Source organism: Rhodopirellula sp. P2 (genome assembly GCF_028768465.1).
In the GTDB taxonomy this organism is placed as follows: domain Bacteria; phylum Planctomycetota; class Planctomycetia; order Pirellulales; family Pirellulaceae; genus Rhodopirellula.
The window spans coordinates 5,142,824-5,168,094 of sequence record NZ_CP118225.1 but is presented as its reverse complement, the minus strand read 5'-3'; the positions used below and the strand labels follow the sequence as shown (position 1 = coordinate 5,168,094).

Sequence of the window (25,271 nt, the reverse complement as noted above, 5' to 3'; positions counted from 1 at the left end):
GCGTTGCCCTGTCATGATGCGAATCTGCACCTTGGTTTTCTGGCTGCTTCTGCCGGTCGTTCCCGCCGTTTCGCAATCCGAGCGGAATGCGAGGCCGCTGACCGCGCAGGCGAGCGAAAAATGGGTGATCAAGTGGAACCGTTCGGATGACTTCAAGGGCGAAGAGGTCGATTGGCGTAAGTGGAACAAGCGTCCCGAGAACTTTGGCGCCTGGACGTGGGACAACGATTCCAACGCGACAGTGGCCAACGGAGTGCTCACGCTGACGGTTCGGCGTGTGGATTCGAAAGCGGGAGCCACCGATGTGCTGCGGGACCAAAGTGGGAATCCCACCCCGTTCACATCCGGCATGCTGAAGTCGTATGCGGTTGGAACCTATGGGTATTACGAAGCAAGGATCAAGGGATCGTCGGTGTTCCCCGGAGTGTGCCCGTCGTTCTGGCTGTACAGCAAGATTGATGATTCGATCGTATCAGCCGGCGAGGTTCGCTACAGCGAAATTGACATCGTGGAATTGTCTCAGCGGGGAGACCGAGTCGAGGGGAATCGACGGATCATGGATCACAACCTCCACGCGATCGTGTCGAATGGCAAGCCGGGAATCGCTGGGCGAGGGTGGCAACGACCGAATGATGAACGCTTCCAAGACACCCAGGCAAACGAATACAAAGCACCATTCGATCCAGGAGAAGATTTCCACACATACGGATGCCGTGTGGGACGCGAGGAGATTGTTTGGTATGTGGATGGAGTTGAAGTGGGACGCAAGAAGAACGTCTACTGGGCTCGAGAAATGAACGTGGCAATTTCGCTTGGGCTGCGTGCACCGTTTGCGGTGTTTGCGGACAATCGTTTGCGGGCCAATGTTGCTCATCAAGCCACTGAACTTCCCACCACAATGGAAGTCGATTACGTGCGGGTTTGGGAACTCGAAGAGTGAATGGTGTTGGGCGATCGGGGCTTTCGATGGAGAGTGAGGGAATGGATCTCGATCCGATCGGGCACCTGAAGAAGATGCGGGATGATTGGCGAGTTGTTTGGCAAGCTCGCGGGCGATTTCGGGGTATTGTTCCAGCACGTTTTGACTTTCGTTTGAGTCGGTCCGGTGGTCGTAGAGTTCTTCGGCAATCAGTTGATCGTCCTGGATCGATCTCCACTGCGTGTATCGCCAATCCGACGTGCGAACAGAATGCCCCCAGGCGGTCCACTTTTCTCGAGGCGCGTAGAAGGGATGTTGGTGGCGGGTGAAGGCCGCATTCTTGAGCGTTTGGTTCGGGTTCGCGAGTAGTGATGAGACGTCGGTGCCTTCGAGGCTCTTTGGCAGGTCGTCGCCAATCCCCGCGAGAGTGGTCAAAGTTGGGTAGAGATCAATCAACTCGGTCAGGCAATTGGTTCGGCGATTCGTTTGACTGGCACGCGGGTCGGCGATGATCATGGGAACCCGAGCATCCAGTTCGAAGTTGCTGGTTTTGCCCCACAGTGTTTTTTCGCCGATGTGGAAACCATGATCGGAGACAAAGGCGACAACGGTGTTGTCGCGGTGCTCGCTCTCGTCGAGTGCATCCAAGATCAGGCCGAGTTGGGCATCGAGGAAGCTGATGGATGCGTAGTAGCCGTGGCGAAGGTGTTGCTCAAGCTCTGGTGCTAGATTGCCTTGTTTGGGAACTCCATCGTAACCATGCACTTCTCGTGACGCGTGCATGGCGATTTCTGGCGCGTCGATTGGTTTCGTTTTCAAGACGGGGCCCGAAATCTGCTTGGGATCGTAGAGGTCCCAGTATTTCTTGGGGGCCACAAATGGCAGATGCGGACGCCAAAAACCAACGCCCAGAAAGAAGGGAGCCGAGTTGTCGGGGTAGTCGCGGATGACGGAGGCTGCCAAGCGAGCGATTTGGCCATCGCGGTAGGCGGTGTCGGGTACGTCGAGGGCTTCCGTCACAGGTGCCTTTTTCAATTGGCGAGCACGCAGGGCGAGCGGCGTGTTGGAGTGCACCGTGTCGGCGGCGTGGGTTCCTTGATGGAAGACTTCGTCCATCGACCAAGAGTCGCGGTCTTGGGTGTCTCCCATGTTGTGGAAGATCTTGCCAATGTCTTGGCAGAAGTAGCCATGGTTTTTGAAGTGTTGCGGCAGCGTGACCAGCGAGGTGCCGTTGGGAGCGGTTTGGCGAAAGCTCTTGCGGAGGTCATCGACGCCCACGGTCGCGGGACGCAGTCCAGTCAAGAACGACGATCGTGAGGGATTGCAGACGGCTTGTTGGCAGTAGGCACGGTCAAACACCAGCCCACGGTCCGCGAGGGCATCCAGGTTGGGCGTGATGGCATTGGGATCACCGTAAGGACCGATTGCGCAGTTCAGGTCGTCGGCGATGATCAGCAGCACGTTGGGGCGTTCTTCGCCGCGTGCTGGGCAGAGGAAGATCAGTGAGAGTGCGAGCGAGCCGAGCAGTTTGGTTGTCGCAGTGATGCAATTGGAAGCGAGCTTCGGTGGGAACGAAAGCAACCTGGTCACCTGGGGGCAATCGAGAGACGAATCGGGGCATGGGAGTTTGCCCACGAGTTTAGCTGAACCGTTCGGGAGACGTTGTCCCTGGCCAGCGGTCGGTCTCCGTTCGGCTGCCGGAGCAGCGCCGAAGCGGCTTGATCCGGCCTACTTGGGAGATGGACGATCGGTTCGTCAGATGCTTTTGGGGGCCAGGGCGGCGATGGCCATGCCGGTCAGAAGGCCGCCGACGTGGGCGCCGTTGGCGATGCCTTGGATCAGCGGCGTCATGCACGCGAACATGAATCCGAGCATCAGGTAGACATTGAAGGGCGGGATGCCGACTGGATAGGACGGGTTGAATTTGGGCCGAATCCAGATGAATCCAAAGACGCCGAACACCGCTCCGGATGCTCCGATCGCCATCGGGCCTTCCAGCCAATCGGGCAGGACGACTTGAACGATCGTTCCGACGAGATGTGAAATCAGTAGCAGTCCCGCGATGAACCGCGATCCGTGCAGGCGTTCGACGACACTGCCCAGTGTGAACAGGGCCATCATGTTGAAGACCAGGTGCATGGGGGAACCGTGCAGGAAGGCAGGCGTGATCAAACGCCAAACCTCACCTTTCTTGATCGATACCCACGGGTCATCCGTCTTTTTGTAATCGACCTCGCCCGCCAGGGTCAGGCCGAAGAACAGTTTCTGTTCGAACGAAAAGTAATCGCCACGTTCCCAGCCTTCCATCGTCATTTGGTCGGGCAGATCGCGAAGCGGTTTGGGCTGCGCGAAGTTGGTGGCGTAGCTGATCACGCCACACACCACAATCATGCCGATGACGACGGGGATGTTGCCGGACATGGCGGTTCGGCCTCCAAACGCCCCTGATGAGCTACGCAGTTTCTGCTGCGACTTCTTTTGCAGTGCCAGCTTCCGCTGCTTTTCCGCTTCGTCTTCTTTTCGCAAGCGAGCGGCTTCGGCGGAAACGTTGAATTTGGCCGCACCGGGCGACTGTTTGAACTCTTCCATGGCTTCTCGAGCCGCGGCGACATCTTTCTCGTCGCGAATCCAGATATCATGTGAGTTTTCGTCGTGGTCGACTTTCGCAGGGATTCTCTGGGTCTGCAGATAGTCGCTGAATTGGTCCGCCAATTTGGCATCGGAAAAATTGCCGATACGCCGCATATCAATCTTTCTTGTTCGAAACGAAAATGACTTCCATGTTCTACGTTGATCTCGCGAAATTTGCACGGGTGGGGACGCAATGGAACGGACGTCGGTCAGCGGTGCCGTTCCACCAAACACGCGGGGTGGTGTGGGTAGTGGCCTTGCTGGCGAGCCTGGTCGTTCGTTCACCTGCGTCCGCCGATGAGTTTCCCTCGCCGATCAACACGGAACCTCTCGCAGAATTGGACGCGGAAGGCAAGCTCGCCGGGCCGCCGCTGTTGTCGCCGCAGGAGGCCGCCGACGCGATCGAAATGCCAGCGGGGTTCTCAGCCACTGTTTTCGCGAGCGAACCAGACGTCCAGAATCCCATCGATTTAGCGTGGGACCGGAGGGGGCAGTTGTGGGTTGCGGAAAATTACACCTACGGCATGCGTGGCGTGTCCTGGCGGGATGATCAACGCGACCGAGTGCTGGTGTTCAAAGACACGAATCTTGACGGAGTCGCCGAGTCACGATCTGTGTTTTTGGATTCGGTTCAGCATTTGACCAGTGTCGAAGTGGGGCGGGGCGGAGTGTGGTTGATGTGCCCGCCGCAATTGTTGTTCGTGCCAGACGCGAACGGCGACGCAATTCCGGATTCGGATCCCCAGGTCGTTTTAGATGGGTTCACGATTGCAAAGCAGAACTATCACAATTTGGCCAATGGGTTGCGGTTCGGGCCAGACGGTTGGCTGTACGGACGTTGTGGCGGTTCGTGTCCGGGACGAATTGGATTGCCGGGAACTCCCGATGCGGAGCGAACGGCACTTGAAGGTGGCATTTGGCGCTACAACGTGGACACGCGTCACTTCGAAGTGCTGTGTCATGGCACCACCAACCCTTGGGGACATGACTTTGATCGCAACGGCGAGTTGTTTTTCATCAACACGGTCAACGGTCATTTGTGGCACGGAATCCATGGTGCGCACTTTCACCGGCCATTCACGTTGGATCCGAACCCCAATGCCTACGAGCTGATCGATCAGCACGCTGATCATTACCACTTTGACACCTCCGGCAAATGGCAAGACTCACGCGATGGAGCGGCGAACGATTACGGCGGCGGGCACGCTCACGTTGGCATGATGATTTATCAAGAGTCGACATGGCCGACCGAATACCAAGACGATTTGTACACGTTGAATTTTCATGGCCGCCGAGCCAACCGTGAACGATTGGAGCCACACGGAACCGGCTATGTCGGGAAGCACGAGAAAGACTTCTTCCTCAGCGGTGACGTTTGGTTCCGCGGAATGGAAATGTCCGCTGGCCCGGATGGCAACGTGATTGTTTTGGACTGGGCTGATTTGGGCGAGTGTCATGAACACTCGGGAGTTCACCGGTCCAGCGGTCGCATCTTTCAGATTCGTTACGAAGTGGGGACGCCCGACGATGTCGCTGATCGCTTGGCAAGGCTGAACGAACCTGGAATCGACGTTGAGCAAACGATCGCGTTCCAGCTCGGTGGCGATCGTTGGTTCTCGCACCAGTCTCGGTTGCAGGTGGCAGAAGCGGTTGCCGGCGGCGCGGACGCAAGCGAATTGAATGCAGCGTTGTTGAAACTGTTCAAGGATCACGATTCAACCGATCCGCAGCAGCGGTTGCGAATGCTTTGGACGCTGAACGTTTCCGGTGGATTGACTCGGAAAACGTTGTTCGAAGGTGTTGCCGATCCGTCGCCGCACGTTCGTTCGTGGTGCTTTCGATTGATGACGCAGCACTGGCCAATCGACGATGTGTTCGGGCCGACGGCCGCGGGCAAGGCCGCCGAAGAGCAGGTCAGGGATGAATACCGTGCGTTTTCAAGTGACTTCCTGACGCATGCGGAAGCCGATGTTGCTTCGGTGCGTTTGACGCTCGCGTCGATTCTGCAGCGTTTGCCGTTGGGGTTGCGAGGAGAGTTGGCGGATTTCTTGACCGAGTTGGATTCGGGCATCGAGGACGCGAACGATCACAACCAAGGGCTGATGATTTGGTACGGGCTGATGTCAAGTGCAGAGAAGCATCCCGACGAGTTGCTCTTCGGCGGTGAGCAGTGCCAAATCCCGACGACCACACGACTGATTTCACGAGCCTTGGCGGAACGAGTCGACCAGCATCCGAAGGAGTTTTCGCGTTTGGTGACGTCGGTGACACGACGGCTTCGAGGTGATCACGACTTGGATGGCAAAGCCAACGTGGCGTGCGCGGATGCGTTTTTGGACGGAGTGGCAGCGGGAATCGTGGGAGTTCGAAAGGCTAATCGACCAGAGGACTGGAGCGATTTCCAAGCCGTGTTGTCGGCTCACGAAGAGTTGCAAACCAAGCACGCCGAGACGCTTCGGAAATTGAACACGTTGTTCGGCGAAGGCCAAAGTGTCGGAGAGATGGCGGCGGTCGCCGGTGACCGGGACGCCGACGTGTTGGAACGTTTGGCAGCGGTCCGCGGGTTGATCGAAGCCAGTGGAGGTGATGATGCCATTCCCGATTCCTACATCGTTCGGTTGGCAATGCCTCTGATCAAGGACCCACGTGTCAACGCGAAGTTGGCTCCGGCGTTGTCGACGATCGAGCTACCGGAAGTCGGAAGTTTGTTGCTGGAAAACCTGAATCGGTTCCGGGCGCCGCGGCGAGCGGGCGTGATTGGTTTGCTGTGTTCGAGAGCCGTTTTCGCGGATGTGTTGCTGACAGCGATCGAGCAGAAGAAACAATCCAAGGATGTTTTGACCGCATCTCATGTGCGGACGATTCTGTCGCTTGAGAACGACGAATTGACCGAGCGAGTCGAAAGCGTTTGGGGGAGGATTCGTGACACGCCAGACGATCGGAAGGCAGAGATCTCGCGTTGGTCGACAACGTTGACGCGTGAACAGTTGAGCCACGCTGACTTGTCCGCCGGGCGAGCCTTGTTTCAATCGGCGTGTGCGAATTGTCACCAATTGTTTGGAACCGGTGGCAAAGTCGGCCCTGATTTAACCGGGGCTCAGCGGAGCGATCTCGGATATCTGCTGCACAACATCATCGACCCCGATTCGGTGGTTGGGGCGGATTATCGTGCGACGAAAATTGTCACCGTCGATGGCAGGTTGTTGGTTGGGTTGGTCACCCAGCGAACACGTCAAACGACCACGATTGTCGCCGCGGATCAGACATGGGTGTTGGCCCACGACGACATTGAGCAGGAGGCCGTGACCGAGCAATCACCGATGCCAAGCGGTTTGTTGCAACCGATGACGGAACAGCAGGTGGTTGACTTGATCGGATACCTGCAGAGTCCAACCCAGGTGGCGTCGCCGACAGAGAGGTAGGTTCCCGTCGTAGCGGAAGTCGTCAAGACTTTCGGTTTTCCCGCAATCAACGAAACTCTTGACGAGTTTCGCTACCCTCGGATTGCGTTGAGCAGAACACTCGTTCTCGAACTCGGTGTCGCTGAGTTCGAAGACGACCTGCACGGTCAACTTCGACCGAGTGTCGATCCCATCTTCGGCACAAGCAGATCCTGGGAACGACAGCACTGATGGCAGCAGCAAGCAAGCTTGATTGGCAGGCGATGCGAATGAACACGTTGGGCTCCATTGAATCGAGAAAACGGAAGGAGCCCGTCATTCTATGGCGCGACAGAGGGAGGCATTTCCGAAATGGCTTGAGATCTCTCGCTTGGTTGGATCAAGTCGCAGCAGAGTAGAACATTTGTCCCCAAATGTTTGCGTGGTAGGTTCGATGTCGTCGTGCAGCGTGACGCGAAGGGGTTGGAGTGAACTGGGGTGCGACGTGGCTTGGCGATTGAGTGTTGCCCGACGGAACAGTTGAAGACAACTGTTCGACTCATCGCACGGTCATTTCGTCGACGTTTGAAACTCGCGAGCGAACTGTTGAACCACCGGTCGCTGCGTCAGTCGCGGGTTGATGTGCGGTCGCTTTTTCAGCAGCCAGGCTTGGGCTTCGTCGGGCGTCATGCCTTTGTGAGCGATCAACCAGCAGATGGCGATGGTGGCACTGCGAGCACGGCCGGCTTTGCAGTGGATGTAGACCGCTTTGCCGTTTTCAACATGGCGTTGGACGAAGGCGACTCCAGTCGTGACGTCCTGAAGACTGGGGTGCGTGAAGTCCGTGATCGGAAGGTGCAGCTGCTCGATGCCGTGCTTGGCGTACTCCTCGACTGGGCCACAGTACTCTTCGCAGGTGTTGACGACTCCGCCGACGTTGAGCTTTGCCAATTCCTCGACATCGCGAGCGAACGGCCGGGCTCCAACGATCACCAAGGGATCGATCCAGTCAAACCAATTGCGGACTTTGAGGACTCGCCCGAGCAGCATGTTCCACCACAGCGTCGGGAGGAACACGACGCGGGCGTACAGCCTTCTCAGCCAGCCGGATGCAATGGACCCGCTCACGCCGTGTGAATCGCTCGGTCGTCGATGGCCATGGCGGCTTCGTGAACCGCTTCGGACAACGTCGGGTGAGCGTGGCAGGTGTGCACGATGTCTTCGCTGCTGGCACCAAATTCCATGGCCGCAGCGGCTTCCGCGATCATGTCGCCAGCACGCGGGCCGATGATGTGAACGCCGAGGACTCGGTCTGTCGTGGCGTCCGCCAGGACTTTGACGCGGCCGTCGATGTCACCCAGCGTCCGGGCGCGTCCGTTGGCACCCAGAGGGCAAACGCCCTTTTTGTATTCGATGCCGGCTTCCTTCAGTTCTTCTTCGGTCTTGCCGACCATCGCGATTTCGGGATGGGTGAAGACGATCGCGGGGATGACTTCGTAGTTCATTTCTGAAGCGATGCCGGCCATTTGTTCGACGCAGACGACGCCCTCTTCCATGGCTTTGTGAGCCAGCATTGCGCCGCCGATGCAATCGCCAATGGCATAGATGCCTGGGACCGACGTTTCGAACTGATGGTTGACTTGGATGAAGCCACGCTCGTCCAATTTCACGCCTGCGTTTTCAAGGCCCAAGTTCTTGGTCGCGGGAGCACGCCCGGTCGCGAGCAGGACGCGGTCGCAGCGAATTGGATCGCCGTCTTTGATTTCAACGACACAGGGTTTCTTGTCGCCCGGTTTGGGAACGACTTTGGCGGAGGCGACAAACGTTCCGGTGCGAATGTCCATGCCTTGTTTTTTGAAGCTGCGATGAGCCAAGGTGGCCATCTCTTTGTCGAGCCCTGGCATGATGCGATCAAAGGCTTCCAGGACAACAACGTGGCTGCCCAGTCGATTCCAGACGCTGCCCAGTTCCAAGCCGATGTAGCCGCCGCCGATGACGACCAGTTCTTCTGGCACTTCGGGAAAGGAGAGTGCGGTGGTGCTGTTGCCGATGCGATCGCCGTCTTCTTCGACGAACGGCAGTTGGGCGGGCACACTGCCGGGGCAGAGCATGATTTGATCGGCGGTGACCAAGGTCGGTTGGTCGTCAGTCGCCCCTTCGCTGGGGGTGATTTCGACGGTTTCGGCGTCGCGGAGGATGCCTCGGCCGTGATAAGCGGTCACGCCACGGCGGTCGAACAGCATGTCGATGCCGCCGGTCAGCGATTCGACAATTTTCTCTTTGCGTTTCATCATCACGCCGAGGTCCAACTCCAGCTTGCCGACGTTCAGCCCGTGGTCCGCAAATTTGTGCTGGGCTTCTTCGTACAAGTGGCTCGATTCCAACAACGCCTTGCTGGGAATGCAACCGACTCGGACACAGGTCCCGCCGAAGCGAGGGTTGTCGTCGATGCAGGCAACGTCGATGCCCAGTTGAGCTGCGCGAATGGCAGCGACGTAACCGGCTGGGCCACCGCCCAAAATGACGAGTTCGTGACGAGCCGTTTTCATAGCAATTGAGTTGGAGTGCGGGTCGAGAATCGTGGCAAATCAGGATGAATTGTCAGATACGCAAAGCAGTTTGTCGACCGGAGCGCCTTGGCTTTACTGAAACAGCGGGGCGTCTGCTGCGGTCGGTCCGTCACCGACGGTGACAAAAATTCCGATAGCCAGCGGTGTGGCTCACTGGCTGGCGATTTTGCCGTCCATCGCAATGGTGTCCGCGAAATCATACGGATGGAAGACGCGTCCAATTCGTTCGGCAAGCATCTGCAGGTACAGTTTGCGGAACTTCGATTCGGTTGTTTCGCTGGTGTATTGTCCTGCCGTTGCCGGGTACATGAATTCGTCGATCTCTTTCCGGAAGACAACGGTTTCGGTGGCCACATCGAGAACGGTCAAGGACACGGCGGCGGATCCGCGATACAGCGTCGCTCCTTCGCGAAGTTTCATTCCGGACAGTTCGATTGCCAAGACTTTGTCGGCTTCGACGCCTTTGCCGATGTCCAAGAAGTCCGAGTTTTCCCAGCCATGGGTGTCGCGGTATTCTTGGATTTCATCTTCGCGAACCAGGCGAATGTCTTTGATTTTGTTCAGCAGAATGTCGCTGACTTTTCGAGAGAGGGTTCGTGCGGCGATGTCTTCGCTGTACTGGCTGCGGTCGGTGAAGGTCACCACGGCAACCTTGGAGTCCTTGAGCAGTTCACATTCCGCAGGCACTTGGTCAGCACCGACGGCATGCATCAGGTTGGACATCAAGCCCAAACAACCGGTTTGGGTGGTCAGGAGCAATCCGGAAATCAGCAACGATGAAACGGTGCAAATGAGAGCGGTGGATCGAGCTGGCATAGTGAACGTCAAAGGGCAAGCGGCTAGGAAGACGACCTGATGCTTGGTCGTAAGCACTGCCGGCATTTGGACGCCACCCCAATTCATCCTGGTTCCCTCAATGCGTCCGGGATTTCGAGCAAAAGGTTCGTTTTCCGCCCCCTCTCGTTTTCAACCGGCGGGGTTCTGCGAGATGTTGCGAGCACGGCATCCCAAAGTTACGCGACGTTTCAGGAGAGATTCAGGCCGTCGCTAAAGGACGGAGGGGGCGACCAGCAATTCGCGTTCGACTTGGAACAGCGTCACCTGCCAGTCAGCGGCTTCATCGTCCTTGGCTGGGTTCCATTGCATTTCAATTTGGATCACGCCAGAGAAGCTTCCGGAGGGGTCTCGCCAGTACGTGTCGACCTTTTCACGACCATATTTCTGAAACACGCGAGGGCGGCGATCGAGTTCCCATTTGACGTCGGGGCCGACCTTTTGGACGTCGGCGTAAGCCCCACCGCGGAAGTTGTCGAGTTGCTCTTGAGCAGATTGGTCGAGCTCGTAGGCAGCGTCCAGTTTCATCGTGGAGACTTGGCGGTTGGGAGCTGACTTTTGCAGTTCCAGTGCCAAGGCTTCTTCGCCGTTGGCGGCCAGTTCCAGGTATTCCTGGGCGAAGTAGACGGCTTGGTCGCCGAGTGTGCGGTACTTCAGGTAGTGGACAAAAAAGCCGGTCGCTCCAAACAGGCAGGCCAGGACGAGTCCAATTCTGGCAACGGTGGTCCCGACTGGTTTGGCAGTCCCGGTGTGTTTTCGCAATGCGAACAAGCAAAATGCGATCGCGAGGATCGGCAGGACCAGCATCGGCTTGCCGACGGCCGCGGTGAAGCTGGTGATTGCGATGAAAAAGCCGATGAACGCACTGATGCGAACGGGAGCGACCTCTTCGACGACAACCGCTTCGTAGCCTGCTTCCGCTCCCATTTTGGGAACATCCCGTTCGCGATTGGCGGCGGTGGCTTTGGCGGCACCGCCCAAAAACAACGACTTGGACGATTCAGGCTGGTTCATTTCGGCGTGGATACGAAAAGGGGACCGCGGGAAGAGATGGACCCGGGCTGTTACGCAGCTCGTCGTGTTTGGGTTTGCGCTGTGTGAGAATTCTTTTCTGGTGCCACGCCGGACACTGGAAATAGCCTGGATCGCAGCAGCTCTGCAGCTCGGGCGGAAGCTCCCGGGCTCGCGTGCTGTTCACGCAACTGCTGCAGATCGCGTCGGATTTTTGCGTAGTAAAAGCTGTCCTGCAGCATCGCTCGCATGGTTTCAGTCAAGAAATCGATCGCCGGGGCTGGGTCGCCGACCGAGATGAACTCGGGGTAGAGTTTTCGCCCGGCCATCAGGTTCGGAAGCGTGACGCTGTCGATCTTGAGGACGCGTTTGCCGACCGCATGCAGCACGCGACCGACTCGGTAAATCACTGCGGCGGGTGTTTCGCGAGCCAGCAGTTCGAGGCTGACACTGCCGCTGACCATCATCGCACAGTGGGATGCTTCAATGATTTCCGAGGTGCAGTCCACGTAAAAGTCAATCGGAAGGTCGGTGTCGTTTTCGGTGAGCTGTTCGCGGCACCAGAGGCATTGCTTGTCACGGTAGGCAGCGACGGCGAAACGCACGGTCTCACCCGTTTCGCTCAATTCGCGGTGCAGGCGGCGAATGGTCTCGAGCTGGATCGGGAAATTCGAGCGGACTTCGTGGTCGCGGGATCCTGGCAGGACGGCCACAATTCGCTCGCCCGATTGGGTTTGCTGGTGGAAACGTCGCATCACTGCGGTGTCGAGTTGCTGTTCCTGGACAGCGTCGAAGAATGGATGCCCAACCAAGCTGACAGGAATGGCGTGCTGGTTGAAGAACGACTCTTCGACCGGCAGCACCGCGACGACATGATCGACGGTGCGTTTCATTTTGTGGACTCGCCATGCACCCCAGGCCCACAGTTGCGGCGGGCAATAGTAGTGAACGGGAATGCCGTACTTCTTGGCTCGTTTGGCGATGTGCCAATTGAAACCCGGGAAGTCGACCAGGACGACGGAGTCCACGGAACCGGAGCGGAAGATGGCTTCGGCCTGGTCAGCGAACCGGAAGAATTCGCGGATTTTGGGGAGGACTTCTACAATTCCCACGACAGCGTGCCGGGTCAGATCCAGGTCAACGCGACAGCCCGCGGCCAGCATGGATGGGCCGCCAAAGCCGCGGCAGATGATTCGTTCATCGTTTCGGATCGCGAGCCCACCTGGATTCGTCAATTGGCGAATCAGTCGAGCGGCGTGTTGGTCGCCGCTCGGTTCTCCGACGGAAAAAAAGATGGTCTTGGTCACGTGTGACGGTCCCCGGCGATCGTGGAGCAAAGTTCAGGATGGAGGTATAGAAAATCACCCTTCTGCAACGCAAGTTCGATCCGCTCTTGCCACTCCGGGACGCCGGCGATACGCTTCGAAAGGTTGAACAGGATGTTTCACACCGTAGTGGTCAAGGATGCCGATTCGGATGCGAAAAAACAGACCTCATGAGGCGGGCAGTCTTGCTGCAACGCAACCTCCGGCGCCTCTCTTTGGCTCCGAAACGGACGAACTCTCCGCCGACGGGGCGACCATTCCGATCTCGCCCAACGAGTCGGCGTCGAATGGCTCCGACGATTCCGAGTCAGGCGATTCACTGTTTACCGTCGGAGACGCTCCCTCCCCGCAAAATCGCGGCGACGGGCAGGAATACTCCGCCGAAAAAACTGCGGCAAAGTGGTCCACCCGAAAGCGTCGCTTCCGCACTGACTCGGGAGTCTGGCGTTTGGCGCCCCGAGGGAAGTTCCCCAAGCTGACATCGATTCAGGGCAAGTTGCTGACTGGTACGCTGGTTCTGGTCGCGTTGGTGATCACGCTGGGCGGTGTGGGGATTCTGGGGTTGTACCAATACCGGAACTTGGCCGACGCGATCAGTTCGCGAGCGAAAGAGTTGCCGATGGCAACGCAAATGGCCCAAGCCGCGGCAAAGGCTCGAGACAGCAACACGCGACTGTGTCAGATGCGAGCTCAGGCGACGATGATCAACGCATTTGGAATGCCCCACTCCGATCTGCAGTTGGAGAACGAGACATTCCGGGAAACGATCAGCGAACTCGATCGCGCCCTCGAAACCTACGCGACGATGGTGAAGGTGAAGGTTGAGCAACCGCAAGATGTGGAAGCCGGTGCCACGTTGATCAACCCGGAGACGCAGCACGCGTCGTTGGGCACGGTTCGCGAGATCCTCAACGAGATTCGAGACAACCAGCACAACCTGGACTACTTGGTCATCGACCGGCAAACCAGCCGCAACAAGCTCGATGAACGACTGGAAAGCTTGGTCGGCGAAACTCGCGCTCACTTGGTTTTGATTCACAGCCAAATGGCAGCGTTCAGCGACCACGTGAAGAGCCGCTATCGGCTCGGCATCGGCGTCGCTTGGATCGCCTTCGCGGCTGCGATGGTGATTGCGGGGGTGATGGTTTGGATCTTTCAGACCAGTGTGCTGGCACCGTTCAATAACTTGGTCATCGGTGCCCGCTTGGTCGCTCGCGGCCAGTTCGAGCATCGCATCGACCTGGGCACCGGAGACGAACTAGGTGAGCTCGCCGTGATTTTGAATGAGATGACGGATCGCTTTCAAAATAGTTTGGCGCACATTGAAAAAATGTGCGACGAATTGGACCAGGAGGTCAAGGTTCGCTCGCAAGAAGTGATTCGCAACGAGCAATTGGCCGGAGTCGGTTTTTTGGCTGCTGGTTTTGCTCACGAAATCAACAATCCAATGGCGGCGATCGCTTGGAGTGCGGAGGCGATTGAGTCACGCATGAATGACTTGATGATGTTGCCCGACGACGAGCGTTTGCTTGATGGCGAGATGACCGAGAACTGGCGTGAGAACCTGCAACGCATCGAAGGCGAAGCGTTCCGCTGCAAGTCGATCATCGAAAAGATGTTGTTGTTCAGTCGAATGGGGCAAGTCGAGAAAACCGAATTTGACATCGTTCCCTTGGTCAACGACGTGATCGAAATGGTCGGGACGTTGGGCAAGTACAAATGCCAATCTGTTCGCTTGTTCGGCGACGATTCGGCAACGGTGTATGCCAACGATCAAGAAATTCGCCAAGTCATTTTGAACCTGGTGACCAACGCGTTGGAAAGTGTGGATTGCGACGGCAGCGTCGACATCTTCATCAGCCAAGGTCTGAAAATGTCGAACGTTCGAGTGAAGGACACTGGGTGCGGGATGTCCGCCGAGGTCCAAGCTCATCTGTTCGAGCCATTCTTCACCCGCCGTCGTGATGGCACCGGCACCGGATTGGGCCTCAGTATTTCGCACCGAATCGTTTGTCAGCACGGCGGTCAATTGGTCGCTCGCAGCGAAGGCGAAAACCAAGGCAGCGAATTTGAATTGCGATTGCCCGTTGCCGCGATCACCGAAGAAGTCACCTCCCCCGCGTACGAAAGTTGGAAATTCCAAGATGCCCAGCAAACCCAAGCAGCCTAAGCCTGACGGCATGCACATTCTATTCGCGGACGACGAGCCTCAATTGCAAAAGTTGATGGGCACGGAACTGCCGCGGATGGGGTATCGCGTGACCGTGTGCCCGGACGGCGAAACCGCCGTCGAAGTGTTGTCCAAAGAACCGATCGATTGCTTGTTGGTCGACCTCGATATGCCGGGGATGAGCGGGATCGATGTGATTGCTCGCGCACGCGAAATCCGACCCGAAATCGAAGCGGTCGTGATGACGGGCAAACCCAGCCAAGAGACTGCGATCGAAGCCCTTCGTCACGGCACGTTTGACTACTTGATGAAGCCCTGTCGATTGGCGGATATCTCGGCCTTGATGGGACGCGTCAGCGAACGCCGTGAGTGGAATCGATTGGTGGCCGCGCTGCGTCATCGACTGCAGCGGGCCGAAGGTGATTCCAATTTGATTGGTGAGAACCAGTCGATGCACGCGGTTCGCAAACTGATCGCGAAGGTGGCGCCCACTGAATCGACCGTGTTGATTCGTGGCGAAACGGGATGCGGCAAGGAATTGGTCGCTCGTGCGATCGCAGATGAAAGCCTGCGAAGCGAACAACCATTCGTTGCGATCAACTGCGGTGCACTGCCAGAAACCTTGATCGAAAGTGAACTGTTCGGGCACGTCAAAGGTGCGTTCACAGGAGCGGACTCGGGACGCATGGGATTGTTCGAAGTTGCCAGTGGCGGCACGCTGTTCTTGGATGAAGTTGGCGAGTTGCCATTGGCCGTCCAAGCCAAGTTGCTTCGCGTTTTGGAAACCGGTGACATCCGCCGACTCGGCGACAATCAGAGCATCAAGGTGGATGTCCGAGTGGTCTGCGCGACTCACCGGGATCTGGAAAAGATGGTGAGTGAAGGCACGTTCCGCGAAGATTTGATGTTCCGCATCAACACGTTTGAATTGCAACTGCCGGCGCTTCGCGATCGCATCGACGATTTGCCGGCCTTGGCTGAGCACTTGCTGCGGCGGCACCGCGCCGATGGCGGCGACGGTCAGTTGTTCACCGAAGCTGCGATGTCTGAACTGCAGGCTCATCAATGGCCGGGCAATGTGCGAGAACTGGCCAACGTGATCGAGCACGCTTCGGTGCTGTGTGACGCCTTGCCAATCGATGTCGAGCATTTGCCTCAGCACTTTGCGCGACGTCAGCTTCGTGCCGACTTGGCTGATTCCGCTCCGATGACGATGCGGGAGATTGAGCAGTTGGCGATTGAGCGTTCGATGACTCGTCACAGCGGTAATAAAAAGGCCGTGGCGGAAGAGCTGGGCGTCTCGCTGAAGACGCTCTACAACAAATTGAACGCCGCGTCCGAAGCCGCCGAAGCAGCGTGATTTGAGGTTGGGTTCGGGCCAACGGATCGGGCGAGTTTGCTTGGATTTGGTTGACACGGGCTGTTGAGGTTAAGATATTTGCGCCGCCGCAAAAAAGGTTTGCTGGCGTCATGTCCGCAATCATCCCCTCGCTGTCCGGTTTCCATGCAATTCGCTCTTAGAACCATTGCCATCGCTTGTTTGCTGTTCGCGTTTCAGCTGTACTGGCTGGGAAGGGTGGCGTCGGCCGACACATCGCGTCCGAATGTCCTGATCGTCATGGCGGACGATTGCACGTACAACGACCTGCCCATGTACGGGGGCGAGAACGCGAAAACGCCTCACTTGGAAGAGCTCGCCAAGCAGGGCCTGACGTTCGATCGAGCGTTCCTGGCCGAGGCGATTTGCCAGCCCTGCCGTGCGGAGCTGTATTCGGGGTTGTACCCGATGCGGAACGGTTGCAACTGGAACCACTCCGCCAGTCGCAGTGACATTGAGAGCATGCCGCAGCATCTTTCGCGGCAGGGGTATCGGGTGGGGTTGGCCGGCAAGGTTCATGTCTCACCTGAGTCGGCGTTTCCGTTCGAGGTGGTGGATGGTTGCGACAAGAACTGCGTCCGAAATCCGACTCGACCGATGCAGCTCGATTCCATTCGTGAGTTCATGGATCGCGATGACGCTCAGCCGTTTTGCTTGGTGGTTGCGTTGGTGGAACCGCATGTGCCTTGGGTGATGGGTGACGCCAGTGCGTATCCGCCTGGAAAGCTGAAGTTACCGCCCAACATTGGCGACACGCCGGAGACCCGGTCCGCGTTCGGTCGCTACTTGGCGGAGATCACTTACATGGATGGCCAGTTCGGGCAAATCATGAGCGAGGTGGATGCGGTTGGAAAGACAGAGGAGACGATGGTGTTGTTCACCTCCGAGCAAGGCTCGCAGTTCCCCGGCAACAAATGGACGAACTACAACACGGGCGTGCACACAGGGTTGATTGTGAAGTGGCCCGGCGTCGTTGCCGCAGGAACGAGGACGGATGCACTGGTGCAGTACGCGGATGTGTTGCCGATGTTGATGGACATCGCAGGGGCGGAACCTCGCCCCGAGGCGTTTGATGGATCCAGCTTCGCCGGTGTGCTTCGCGGTGAGAGCGATGTGCATCGCGAATATGCCTATGGGACTCACAACAATGTTCCCGAGGGACCGCCCTATCCCATTCGATCGATCACCGATGGCCGGTACCACTACATTCGCAATTTGCAGAACGAGAACCTGTACATCGAAAAGCACTTGATGGGCGTCAAGGGCAAGGGGGAGCTGAACAACAAGTACTGGCAAACGTGGGTGTACCAATGCTTTGACCAGCCCGAGATTCTGCGGCTGATTCAGCGGTACCAGTTGCGTCCCAAGGAGGAGCTTTACGATCTGGCCAGCGATCCCTATGAGATGAACAACTTGATCGAGGATTCAAGTTTGGCCGGAGTCCGTCACGAGCTCAGTGACGAGCTGGATCGATGGATGAAATCGCAAGGGGATCCAGGGGCGGAGCAAGACACGGTTGAAACTCACCGAGCGGCCAAGGCGGGCGAACATCGATTTGGAATTTCGCCGACCTCGGGTCGATTCGGCCCACGATGAATGGGGGGCGTCTGATTGAACAGGAGGCGTTTGTAGGGGCCGGCGTGATTGGCGATTTGCGTTTCGCCTGCGGGTCTCAGGGCCGAGCTTTTGACAGGTTGGGCCCTGGCCGTTCTGCTAAGTCGAAATGATCGATGTTTCTTTTGGCAACCCCGCATGAATGTGTTTCAAACTTTGGTGTCCAGTTGGCAGTTCTGGGCGGTGTTGTCGGCACTGGCGGCGGCGCTCACGGCGGTGTTTGCCAAGCTGGGTGTGAAGGGCGTGCCACCGGACGTGGCCACCTTTGTGCGGACAATCGTGATCTTGGTTTTTGTTTCCAGTCTGTTGTTTCTTAGCGGGCAATTTTCAATCGTTCGCTCGTTGTCACGGCGGTCGGTTGGTTTCTTGGTGTTGTCGGGACTGGCAACGGGCGCGAGCTGGATTTGCTACTTTCGGGCACTTGATCTTGGCAAGGCCGGGCAGGTGGCGAGCATCGACAAGATGAGCGTGGTCTTGGTGGCGATCATTGCGTTTCTGTTTCTGAATGAGCGGTTGTCGATGTTGGCAACGCTCGGTGTGCTACTCATTTCGGCTGGCGCCATTTTGGTCGCGGTTGCTGATTGAGAGACACTCGATCGCGTCGACTCGCCTGGCCAACGCTCGAATGAAGGTCGTGTCCGAGTGGTGCGCACAATCCAGCCCTCCGCAATGTCTCCAGTGATTGCATGTGGTGAGGTATTCAGGTTGAAGCAACCAGCGGTAGGATCGTGCGATCAAGTTCATCCGTTGACATCGTTGCTGATGATGGAAGGTGACAAACCGAATGGGGGTGAGGCCGAAGGTTGGTGATTCTGACGAGCCCGCGTGGGCGGTCCGCCGCACAAGATTTTGTTCCACCAGAGCCCGATCAGTGACATCAACACCCGTGGGATGTGGCGAACCGAAACCGTGCTCTCGCCCAGCGTCCGGGGGCGGTGCGAGACGCCGACTTCAATGACCTGTCGTCCTTCTTGGCGAGCCTGCAGCAGGATCTCGGAATTGACCAAGAATCCGTTGCCATGGATCTGAAGTTGTTGGGCCTGATCGCGGTGGAACATCTTGAGGGCGCAGTCGACATCGCGAACTCCCGTGCCCAGCAAGATTCGCGACAAGCTGTTGTAGACCTTCGAGTAAAAACAGCGAAGTGAGGTGTCTTGCCGGTCGATGCGGTACCCGCAAACGATGTCGTACCGCTCGGACAGCAAGGCAAATCGATCCAGTTCGGTGAGGTCGAACTGGCAGTCCGCATCGGTGAACACCACCAACGCGTGGTTGGCAGCGGCAAAGCCTGACCGAATCGCAGCACCATAACCTTGGTTGTCACGGTGTTGGACGATTCGCACGTGATCGTTTGTGGTCATGATCTCGCGAACGATTTTCGCGGTCTCGTCCGAGCTTCCGTCGTCCACCACGATGATCTCGAACTTGGTGGCCAGGCCTGACAGAGCCGAGGAGGCTTCATCGATGGCGGTCGCGATCACCGCGGATTCATTGAATGCCGGAAGGACCAGCGAAATCTCGATCTCCTTCGGCGTCAACAAGCGAAGCGGTGGAGGTGTTGTTGCGGGGGCCGAAGGGGCAATTGCTGTTGCGTGCATCCGTGCACTCCTTGGTTTTCGTGCTAAGGTCTTAGTAGTTCAGGACGGTGGAAAAGCGGTGTGAGCCGCAGGGGAAATCGACGTTGCCGGCGAAGAGGCAGGCTTCGTCAGTTTGTGCTTTGCAGCAGTTCGTGCATTTGCACGCGCTCTTCAAAGCGTTCGAAATCGCGAACGTTCACATCGAATTGATGCAGGGCGTTCGCGGTCCAGGCTGGCCAAGGGGACCAATCGCTTCGTTGGGAAGCCATCGCATTGGTTGGCAACCAGAGTTGTTGCACCATCGCGGTGCAGATCAACAAAGCGGACAGTGCCGCTGTGGAATGCCATTTGGATGGCTGGGCTTGGTGGGACGCAGCTTTCACCAAACGCTTGCTGCGTTGCACCAGGGCACTGGGGTGGTTCCCAAATGCGAGTGTTCCTTGAGGGGCGTCAGAGCGAGGAACCGAACTGCAGCATTCCGCGACTCGGGCCAGCGTTCGAAGGTAGTCGCCGAACTTGCCGGCGGTCCGCGCGGCGGCTTCGTCGCAAAGGTATTCTCGAATCAGTTCGGCGTTGGATGCGGCGGACCACACCAGCGGATGAAACCAGAACAGGGTGGAGCAAACGCCTTGCAGGAAATGCTGCATGGGGTGCTGAGTGCGAAGGTGTTCCAGTTCGTGCAGCAACACATGTTTCAGTGTTGCCTGTTCTTCGTCCAACAAGAAACTCGGAAGCACGATCACTGGTCGATGCAGTTGCCAGCAAAACGGGCCGGGAGCCAAGTCGGAGATCAAAATCGATAAACCATCTGGAGGTTGGCTGGTGATCTCAGAACGAGCGAGCATGGCGGTTGCGTCGATCTGGCGGCAAGCCTTTCGAAGGAAGCGTAGCAGCCGGATGCAGTTCGTCATTCGTCGGAACAGCGACGCCAAGACACCGGCGGCCCAAACGGCAGCCAAAACCATTGCGATTCTGCCTTGCCAGACTGAGAAGCCGAGGATCGCTTCGCGAGACATCCCGGTTGGGAAGTGGAGCAGTCGTCGGTGCGGCAACGCGAACGCAGCAGCGACCAAGCCGATCACGCAGAGGAAGCCGGCGGTGGAAAGTCGGCATGCCGAGCGAGCGTCGTCGGTGAGGCGTTGCAAGAGGAACGTCGCGGCGATCACAACGGTGACCTGAACGCAGAGTGTGCTGCCAACCTCGAAGGCGAAACGCCAGTCCATCACGAATCTCCCAGCTTGGCCGCCGCATCTTTGACGGCTTGAAGGTCATCCGCGGACACGGCGTCGGACTGCAAAAGACTGAGTACCAACGAGCGGGTGGAGCCGCCGAAAAGTTGTTCGGCGAGCGATTTCAGCATGCCTTCGCGGACTTCGTCGCGAGAAACCTTGGCGGTGTAGGTGAAGGCTCGGCCGATCTTCTTGCCTCGTCGAACGATGTTCTTGTCCTCGAGGATTTTCATGGTTGTCAGAACGGTGGTGTAGGCGAGGTCACGCTGGATGGCTTCCACCACATCGTTCACGGTCACGCATTCTTTGTCCCAGACGACGCCCATGACTTCGGCTTCGCATTTGGTGAGTTCGATCAGCTTCTTCTTTCGAGGCATGCGAGTTCAGCTTTCGAGGCAAGGGGGAGAGGGAAAAGGCGGTGAGCAGTCCGCTGGGTAGGCCACCGCAGGGGCAATCAAAATGAACGAAGCACGTCGGCAGGAATGATCGGGCAAAACCATGTGAGCCGTTTGGGCGTTCGCCCCGGTTGTACGTGGGAACAGTGGCGTTTGCCATCACAGTCCAAATCCCAAAAGACTCCCGCCGACCTGCTTAGCGGAGCTGGTTTCAAGGCAGCGTCGATGGTCGCAGGCGTGACCACTGATGGTAGAGAGACAGGTCGACATCCTCGCTGATGAACGAGACGTGGCCGTCTCCCCAGAGGAAGTTCGCGCCGCCTGGGTGACGGCTTGAGAAATCAGCTTCGTCGGCTAGCGGGTTGTTGATGCCTTCCAAGGCGGAACCAACCAGCCGAGCGGCCGCGTCTTCACCGGCCAGTTCAACGCCCAGCCAAGTGGAAGGGACTTGGGCCATGGTTCGTTCGCCGACCATCAAGGTGTGACTCAAGCCACGCGCAAAGTCGCGAAAACGCACGGGGGTGTTTTCGAGAAAAGCTCCGTCGCCAAGCGGTGCCGGAACAGAGTCGTCGGCTTCGATCGTTCCAAACACGCCGACGTAGTTGGCTGTGGGGAGCTGGACCATGGGATGCTCCGGCAATCTTTCGAGCATCTCTGTCTCGTGTTCTTCCTCTTCGCCGGTCTCTTCGTAGAGCGTGAACACCGGGTCGGTGATGTCCGAAGGGCACAGCATCGAAGCAAGTGAGGTTGATCGAGCCACGGCGTGGGTGGAATCGGAGACGCACTTCTGCCGATTGATTCCAGAGTACAGGACGGGTTGTTCCAGGTAGGGCAGCAGCGGAACGACCCATCCAAATGCTGATTGTGCTTCGCGGTCAAACGTCCATCCGGCAGGCAAGGTGCGGAGAGCTTGATGGTGGTTGTGCAGTGCCAGGCCGACTTCACGCAGATGGCTGGTGCACTGGATGCGACGCGTCGCTTCCCGGGCTTGACCGATCGCTGGCAGCAGCAGTCCCAGCAGGATGCTCAGGACCGAAATCGTGACCAGCAGTTCCAGGATCGTGAAAGCACGAGCCGAGTGGGGAGCAGGCGAACGCGTGATCGCGATCCTCGGGGCGACCAGCGACCCCGGATTCGGGATCAGTGCAGGTCGTCCACTGGAACGCGTGGGGATCTTCCGTTGATTGTGCATCTGTTTGACCACTTCCGTGTGAGCTGATTGGCACTGTTCTACGAAATGTTTAGTTGTTTGGCAATCCCTTTCTCGGAGCGGTTTGGTTTGCCAATTCAACGAAGCGGTTCTTCGCAGGCTTTTTTCGCGGGCATTGTTAGGTTGGCGGCCCGGCTTGTTGATGGCCCGTGTCGTTGGCCGCCCGCGTGACTGGCCGCCCGTGTCGTTGACTCGTCGCTCAGGTCGAGAGGACGCCTCCGCGTCGGGCCTTTTCCATTTCATTTCAGCTGCAGTCCGATCGCTGGGGCGCGATCAGATGACGGGGCAGACGTCGAACCATTCGCGTTTTTGGTCGAACATCCACTGCGAGCATTCTTCGGGGCCCCAGAGTCCGGTTGGGTAGTTGTGCAGCGGCGGAGAGGCGGGGCTTCGCCAGGCTTCGATGATCGGGTCGATGATGCTCCAGGCAAGTTCCACTTCGTCGCCGCGGGCAAACAGGCTGGCGTCGCCCTGGACCGCATCGAGCAGCAGTCGTTGGTACGCATCGGGCATTTCTTCGCCGCCGATCGAATCTTGGAAATTGAACTCCAAGTGATTGGTACGAGTTTTCATCCCTGCATCAGCGACCTTGGTTTCGAAGTGCAGTTGAATGCCTTCGGCCGGTTGGACTTGGATGACCAAGCGGTTGCCGAGTTTGTTGTGGCGTTTGGGGCCGCCGAACAATTGGTGAGGAACGTTTTTGAACTGGATGACGATCTGCGTCGTGCGGCACGACATGCCTTTGCCGCTGCGCAAGAAGAACGGCACACCCTGCCAACGCCAGTTGTCGCAGTACAGTTTCAATGCCGCGAAGGTTTCGGTCTGGCTGTCCGGCGGCACGCCTTCTTCTTGCAAGTAGCCATCGTATTGGCCGCGGACGGTTTGGGCCGCGAAATCGCCGCCGGTCATTTTGCGGACGCTGTGCAGCACCTTGACCTTTTCGTCACGAACCAAGGTCGCGTCGAATTTTGCTGGCGGTTCCATCGCCGTGATCATCATCAGTTGCAGGATGTGGTTTTGGAACATGTCGCGGAGGATGCCGCTGTTGTCGTAGTACCCGGCTCGGCGGCCAATGACGACTTCTTCGGCCACGGTGATCTGCACGTGATCGATGTAATTGCGATTCCAAAGCGGTTCAAAGATGCTGTTGGCAAATCGCAGTGCGAAGATGTTCTGGACGGTTTCCTTGCCCAGGTAGTGATCGATCCGATAGATCTGGTCTTCGCGAAAAACGTGGTGGATCGATTCGTTGAGGTTTTGAGCCGTTTTCAGATCGGTGCCAAACGGTTTTTCGATGATCACGCGTCGAGCGCCATTCTGGTCGCAGGCCAATCCCGCGTCACCGAGTTGCTGGATGGCTTCTTCGTACAACTGCGGCATTGTCGACAGGTAGTAGACGCGCCCTGTCGGTTGGCCTTCTTCGATTTCGTCCAGGAACTTCGCGAGGGATTGGAAGGAGTCCGCGTCTTTGATGTCACCGGGCTGATAGTAGATGTTGGGCGCGAAGGAGTCCCAGGCCTCGGCGCGGAAGGATTTGCCGACGTACTTCTCCGTCGTTTCGCGAAGTGATTCACGCCACTGCGAATGTTCGTAGGGACTGCGCGAGACGCCCACGATGCGAGTCGATTCCGGCAAGCGTCCGCGAGAGAAGAGGCGGAAGAGCGCGGGGATCAGTTTGCGGCTGGTCAGGTCGCCACTGGCACCGAAGATGACAATTGTATTGGACATGGTCTGCGCTGCGGGTCAAAAAGGATCGCGGTCAAACGGAAATAGAATCGAGATGAGCTTTGGTGGGCCAGAACCGACGTTCGCAGCAGGGAGTTGTGCCTGGCAGGCGCCCGGCGGATTCCTAGGGCTCAATCGTCGTCGTCTGGTTTGTCTGGGTCGAAGGGTTCGGAATCCAGGTATTCCGTGCCACTGGGATCGAACCCGCCGGAACCAAAATCATGATCGTCCAGGAAGGCTTCGTCGACATCATCATCGAACGCCGAAAAGTCCTCGTCGATCGTGCCGGGGTCCATCAGGTGTTCAGGGATGTCGCGGCCGTCATCCGGAATCCAGCGAATCGTGGGGCGAGGCGGATCGGAGAGCGATTGGTCGCATTCCATTGCCAACCAGGTCTGGCCGCCAGGGCCATCGGCCGTGTCGCCCGTCGTCACTTCTTCATCGCCCGCTAACAAATACAGCGAAGCGTGGCGGAGGAATCGTTCGACATCTTCGGCAACGTATTCTGAAAGCGGAAACACGGCTTCCATGTCCGGCAGATCGAACTGGCCGTTGCCCACGGTGTCCATGATCGCGAATCGATTGTCATCGACGTACACCCGGACATTGGTCCACATGTCCAGCGGTGGCAATTCCAGGTTCCAAGCGTGATTGAGTCCTTGGCGGAGGACGTTTTCGTCACACAGGACCTCGCCGCCGGGATTGAAGTAGCAGATCGCGTCGGGCGACTCGAGCAACGCGGCAACCGCTTTGGTCAAGAAGTGCAATTCGTCGATGGCTTCGTAGTCGTCAGGCACCAGAGGCAGGTCATCGTCGTCCTCCTCTTCGTCTTCTTCGGTGCCCAACACATAGCTGATCAGCAATCGGATATGGCATGTGTGCTCGGATTGGATGTCCGGCATATCGTCCCAGTGCCGCGTTTGGTCGCAGGCTCGCGAGAGGCATCCGGGGAACGCGAGCGGCCCGAATTGGCCGAGTGACCAAGCGACGAATCGCTCCGGTGATTCATCGGGATCGCCCATGTCGTCGGGCCAGGGGATCGATGCTGGGGTGACCAGCAAGTGACCGCCGACTTCGGGCCGGAATTCATAGATCAGTGTTTCAGGGGAATCCTCGTCGTCCAGCGATTCCTGGCGACCAGCCAACTGAAACTGCTTCAGACGCGATTGGATTTCGTCCAACTCGAGCGGACGGCGCAATAGCACGCACATGCCCTGGGTGAACAATCCTTTCGCCATCAATCCAAATCTCCGAATCCGGTGGGTTTCAAACCGCGGAGTTTACCCGCATTGCATCGGTCTCA

18 protein-coding genes and 1 pseudogene are annotated in these 25,271 nt (G+C 57.7%); 6 read left to right on the top strand and 13 right to left on the bottom strand.

The features are described 5' to 3' along the window. Positions 1 to 13: 13 nt before the first annotated feature. Positions 14 to 940 carry a family 16 glycosylhydrolase gene (locus PSR62_RS18285; RefSeq protein ID WP_338020222.1) on the top strand — a complete coding sequence of 309 codons (927 nt, stop codon included), beginning with the start codon at positions 14 to 16 and terminating at the stop codon, positions 938 to 940. A gap of 144 nt (positions 941 to 1,084) precedes the next feature. Here the strand turns inward: PSR62_RS18285 and PSR62_RS18280 are convergent. After that, a pseudogene (locus tag PSR62_RS18280) lies at positions 1,085 to 2,380 on the bottom strand (sulfatase); the annotation flags it as partial. A gap of 294 nt (positions 2,381 to 2,674) precedes the next feature. Beyond that, positions 2,675 to 3,664: a rhomboid family intramembrane serine protease gene (locus PSR62_RS18275; protein WP_274404441.1), complete on the bottom strand. Its 990-nt coding sequence runs from the start codon at positions 3,662 to 3,664 to the stop codon at positions 2,675 to 2,677. A 26-nt stretch (positions 3,665 to 3,690) separates the two neighbouring features. Here PSR62_RS18275 and PSR62_RS18270 point away from each other — a divergent pair, with 26 nt between their 5' ends. Next, on the top strand, positions 3,691 to 6,972 hold the full coding sequence (locus PSR62_RS18270) for a PVC-type heme-binding CxxCH protein (protein ID WP_274404440.1): 3,282 nt from the start codon (positions 3,691 to 3,693) through the stop codon (positions 6,970 to 6,972). Between the two features lie 528 nt (positions 6,973 to 7,500). On the opposite strand, the gene PSR62_RS18265 is transcribed toward PSR62_RS18270, so the two are convergent. The 5 genes from PSR62_RS18265 to lpxB form a co-directional block, all read right to left on the bottom strand. Continuing rightward, positions 7,501 to 8,058, bottom strand: coding sequence for a phosphatidylglycerophosphatase and protein-tyrosine phosphatase 1 family protein (locus PSR62_RS18265; protein ID WP_274404439.1), 558 nt, complete (start codon positions 8,056 to 8,058; stop codon positions 7,501 to 7,503). After that, a complete protein-coding gene (gene lpdA / locus PSR62_RS18260; protein WP_274404438.1) occupies positions 8,055 to 9,479 on the bottom strand; it encodes a dihydrolipoyl dehydrogenase in 1,425 nt (474 codons plus the stop codon). The genes PSR62_RS18265 and lpdA overlap by 4 nt, the downstream gene beginning before the upstream one ends. 171 nt (positions 9,480 to 9,650) lie before the next feature. Next, entirely contained in the window at positions 9,651 to 10,382 is a 732-nt protein-coding gene (locus tag PSR62_RS18255) for a hypothetical protein (RefSeq protein WP_443217290.1), read from the bottom strand. A 165-nt stretch (positions 10,383 to 10,547) separates the two neighbouring features. After that, the gene (locus PSR62_RS18250) at positions 10,548 to 11,348 is read right to left on the bottom strand and encodes a hypothetical protein (RefSeq protein WP_274404436.1); all 801 of its coding nucleotides are present in this window, start codon (positions 11,346 to 11,348) and stop codon (positions 10,548 to 10,550) included. Between the two features lie 50 nt (positions 11,349 to 11,398). After that, complete coding sequence (lpxB, locus tag PSR62_RS18245) at positions 11,399 to 12,652, bottom strand: lipid-A-disaccharide synthase (RefSeq protein ID WP_274404435.1); 1,254 nt, start codon at positions 12,650 to 12,652, stop codon at positions 11,399 to 11,401. Between the two features lie 169 nt (positions 12,653 to 12,821). On the opposite strand from lpxB, the gene PSR62_RS18240 reads away from it, so the two are divergent. The 4 genes from PSR62_RS18240 (at position 12,822) to PSR62_RS18225 (ending at position 18,417) form a co-directional block, all read left to right on the top strand. Beyond that, positions 12,822 to 14,840, top strand: a complete 2,019-nt coding sequence (locus PSR62_RS18240) for a sensor histidine kinase (RefSeq protein WP_274404434.1) — start codon at positions 12,822 to 12,824, stop codon at positions 14,838 to 14,840. 10 nt (positions 14,841 to 14,850) lie between these two features. Beyond that, positions 14,851 to 16,200: a sigma-54-dependent transcriptional regulator gene (locus PSR62_RS18235; protein ID WP_274408251.1), complete on the top strand. Its 1,350-nt coding sequence runs from the start codon at positions 14,851 to 14,853 to the stop codon at positions 16,198 to 16,200. 144 nt (positions 16,201 to 16,344) lie between these two features. Further along, the gene (locus PSR62_RS18230; protein WP_274404433.1) at positions 16,345 to 17,814 is read left to right on the top strand and encodes a sulfatase family protein; all 1,470 of its coding nucleotides are present in this window, start codon (positions 16,345 to 16,347) and stop codon (positions 17,812 to 17,814) included. 156 nt (positions 17,815 to 17,970) lie between these two features. After that, positions 17,971 to 18,417 carry an EamA family transporter gene (locus PSR62_RS18225; protein ID WP_274404432.1) on the top strand — a complete coding sequence of 149 codons (447 nt, stop codon included), beginning with the start codon at positions 17,971 to 17,973 and terminating at the stop codon, positions 18,415 to 18,417. 155 nt (positions 18,418 to 18,572) lie between these two features. On the opposite strand, the gene PSR62_RS18220 is transcribed toward PSR62_RS18225, so the two are convergent. The 6 genes from PSR62_RS18220 to PSR62_RS18195 form a co-directional block, all read right to left on the bottom strand. Beyond that, the gene (locus PSR62_RS18220; RefSeq protein ID WP_274404431.1) at positions 18,573 to 19,430 is read right to left on the bottom strand and encodes a glycosyltransferase family 2 protein; all 858 of its coding nucleotides are present in this window, start codon (positions 19,428 to 19,430) and stop codon (positions 18,573 to 18,575) included. A 107-nt stretch (positions 19,431 to 19,537) separates the two neighbouring features. Further along, positions 19,538 to 20,632, bottom strand: coding sequence for a M56 family metallopeptidase (locus PSR62_RS18215; protein ID WP_274404430.1), 1,095 nt, complete (start codon positions 20,630 to 20,632; stop codon positions 19,538 to 19,540). Beyond that, positions 20,632 to 21,015 carry a BlaI/MecI/CopY family transcriptional regulator gene (locus tag PSR62_RS18210; RefSeq protein WP_274404429.1) on the bottom strand — a complete coding sequence of 128 codons (384 nt, stop codon included), beginning with the start codon at positions 21,013 to 21,015 and terminating at the stop codon, positions 20,632 to 20,634. Before PSR62_RS18210 ends, PSR62_RS18215 begins: the two co-directional genes overlap by 1 nt. Positions 21,016 to 21,244: 229 nt before the next feature. Continuing rightward, positions 21,245 to 22,225 (bottom strand): DUF1559 domain-containing protein, encoded by a 981-nt coding sequence (locus PSR62_RS18205; protein WP_274404428.1) that lies wholly within the window; start codon positions 22,223 to 22,225, stop codon positions 21,245 to 21,247. Positions 22,226 to 22,516: 291 nt separating this feature from the next. Next, positions 22,517 to 23,971: a glucose-6-phosphate dehydrogenase gene (gene zwf / locus PSR62_RS18200; protein ID WP_274404427.1), complete on the bottom strand. Its 1,455-nt coding sequence runs from the start codon at positions 23,969 to 23,971 to the stop codon at positions 22,517 to 22,519. A gap of 128 nt (positions 23,972 to 24,099) precedes the next feature. After that, the gene (locus PSR62_RS18195; protein WP_274404426.1) at positions 24,100 to 25,206 is read right to left on the bottom strand and encodes a DUF4261 domain-containing protein; all 1,107 of its coding nucleotides are present in this window, start codon (positions 25,204 to 25,206) and stop codon (positions 24,100 to 24,102) included. Positions 25,207 to 25,271: the final 65 nt, after the last annotated feature.

What these genes read in the sequence shown, in the direction of transcription:
- PSR62_RS18240 (WP_274404434.1), top strand. Translation starts at nt 12,822, where the DNA reads ATGCGAAAAAACAGACCTCATGAGGCGGGCAGTCTTGCTGCAACGCAA.
- PSR62_RS18225 (WP_274404432.1), top strand. Translation starts at nt 17,971, where the DNA reads ATGAATGTGTTTCAAACTTTGGTGTCCAGTTGGCAGTTCTGGGCGGTG.
- PSR62_RS18250 (WP_274404436.1), bottom strand. Translation starts at nt 11,348, where the DNA reads ATGAACCAGCCTGAATCGTCCAAGTCGTTGTTTTTGGGCGGTGCCGCC.
- zwf (WP_274404427.1), bottom strand. Translation starts at nt 23,971, where the DNA reads ATGTCCAATACAATTGTCATCTTCGGTGCCAGTGGCGACCTGACCAGC.
- PSR62_RS18220 (WP_274404431.1), bottom strand. Translation starts at nt 19,430, where the DNA reads ATGCACGCAACAGCAATTGCCCCTTCGGCCCCCGCAACAACACCTCCA.
- PSR62_RS18195 (WP_274404426.1), bottom strand. Translation starts at nt 25,206, where the DNA reads ATGGCGAAAGGATTGTTCACCCAGGGCATGTGCGTGCTATTGCGCCGT.
- PSR62_RS18255 (WP_443217290.1), bottom strand. Translation starts at nt 10,382, where the DNA reads ATGCCGGCAGTGCTTACGACCAAGCATCAGGTCGTCTTCCTAGCCGCT.
- PSR62_RS18205 (WP_274404428.1), bottom strand. Translation starts at nt 22,225, where the DNA reads ATGCACAATCAACGGAAGATCCCCACGCGTTCCAGTGGACGACCTGCA.
- PSR62_RS18275 (WP_274404441.1), bottom strand. Translation starts at nt 3,664, where the DNA reads ATGCGGCGTATCGGCAATTTTTCCGATGCCAAATTGGCGGACCAATTC.
- PSR62_RS18270 (WP_274404440.1), top strand. Translation starts at nt 3,691, where the DNA reads ATGACTTCCATGTTCTACGTTGATCTCGCGAAATTTGCACGGGTGGGG.
- PSR62_RS18210 (WP_274404429.1), bottom strand. Translation starts at nt 21,015, where the DNA reads ATGCCTCGAAAGAAGAAGCTGATCGAACTCACCAAATGCGAAGCCGAA.
- PSR62_RS18235 (WP_274408251.1), top strand. Translation starts at nt 14,851, where the DNA reads ATGCACATTCTATTCGCGGACGACGAGCCTCAATTGCAAAAGTTGATG.
- PSR62_RS18285 (WP_338020222.1), top strand. Translation starts at nt 14, where the DNA reads ATGATGCGAATCTGCACCTTGGTTTTCTGGCTGCTTCTGCCGGTCGTT.
- PSR62_RS18230 (WP_274404433.1), top strand. Translation starts at nt 16,345, where the DNA reads ATGCAATTCGCTCTTAGAACCATTGCCATCGCTTGTTTGCTGTTCGCG.
- PSR62_RS18215 (WP_274404430.1), bottom strand. Translation starts at nt 20,632, where the DNA reads ATGGACTGGCGTTTCGCCTTCGAGGTTGGCAGCACACTCTGCGTTCAG.
- lpdA (WP_274404438.1), bottom strand. Translation starts at nt 9,479, where the DNA reads ATGAAAACGGCTCGTCACGAACTCGTCATTTTGGGCGGTGGCCCAGCC.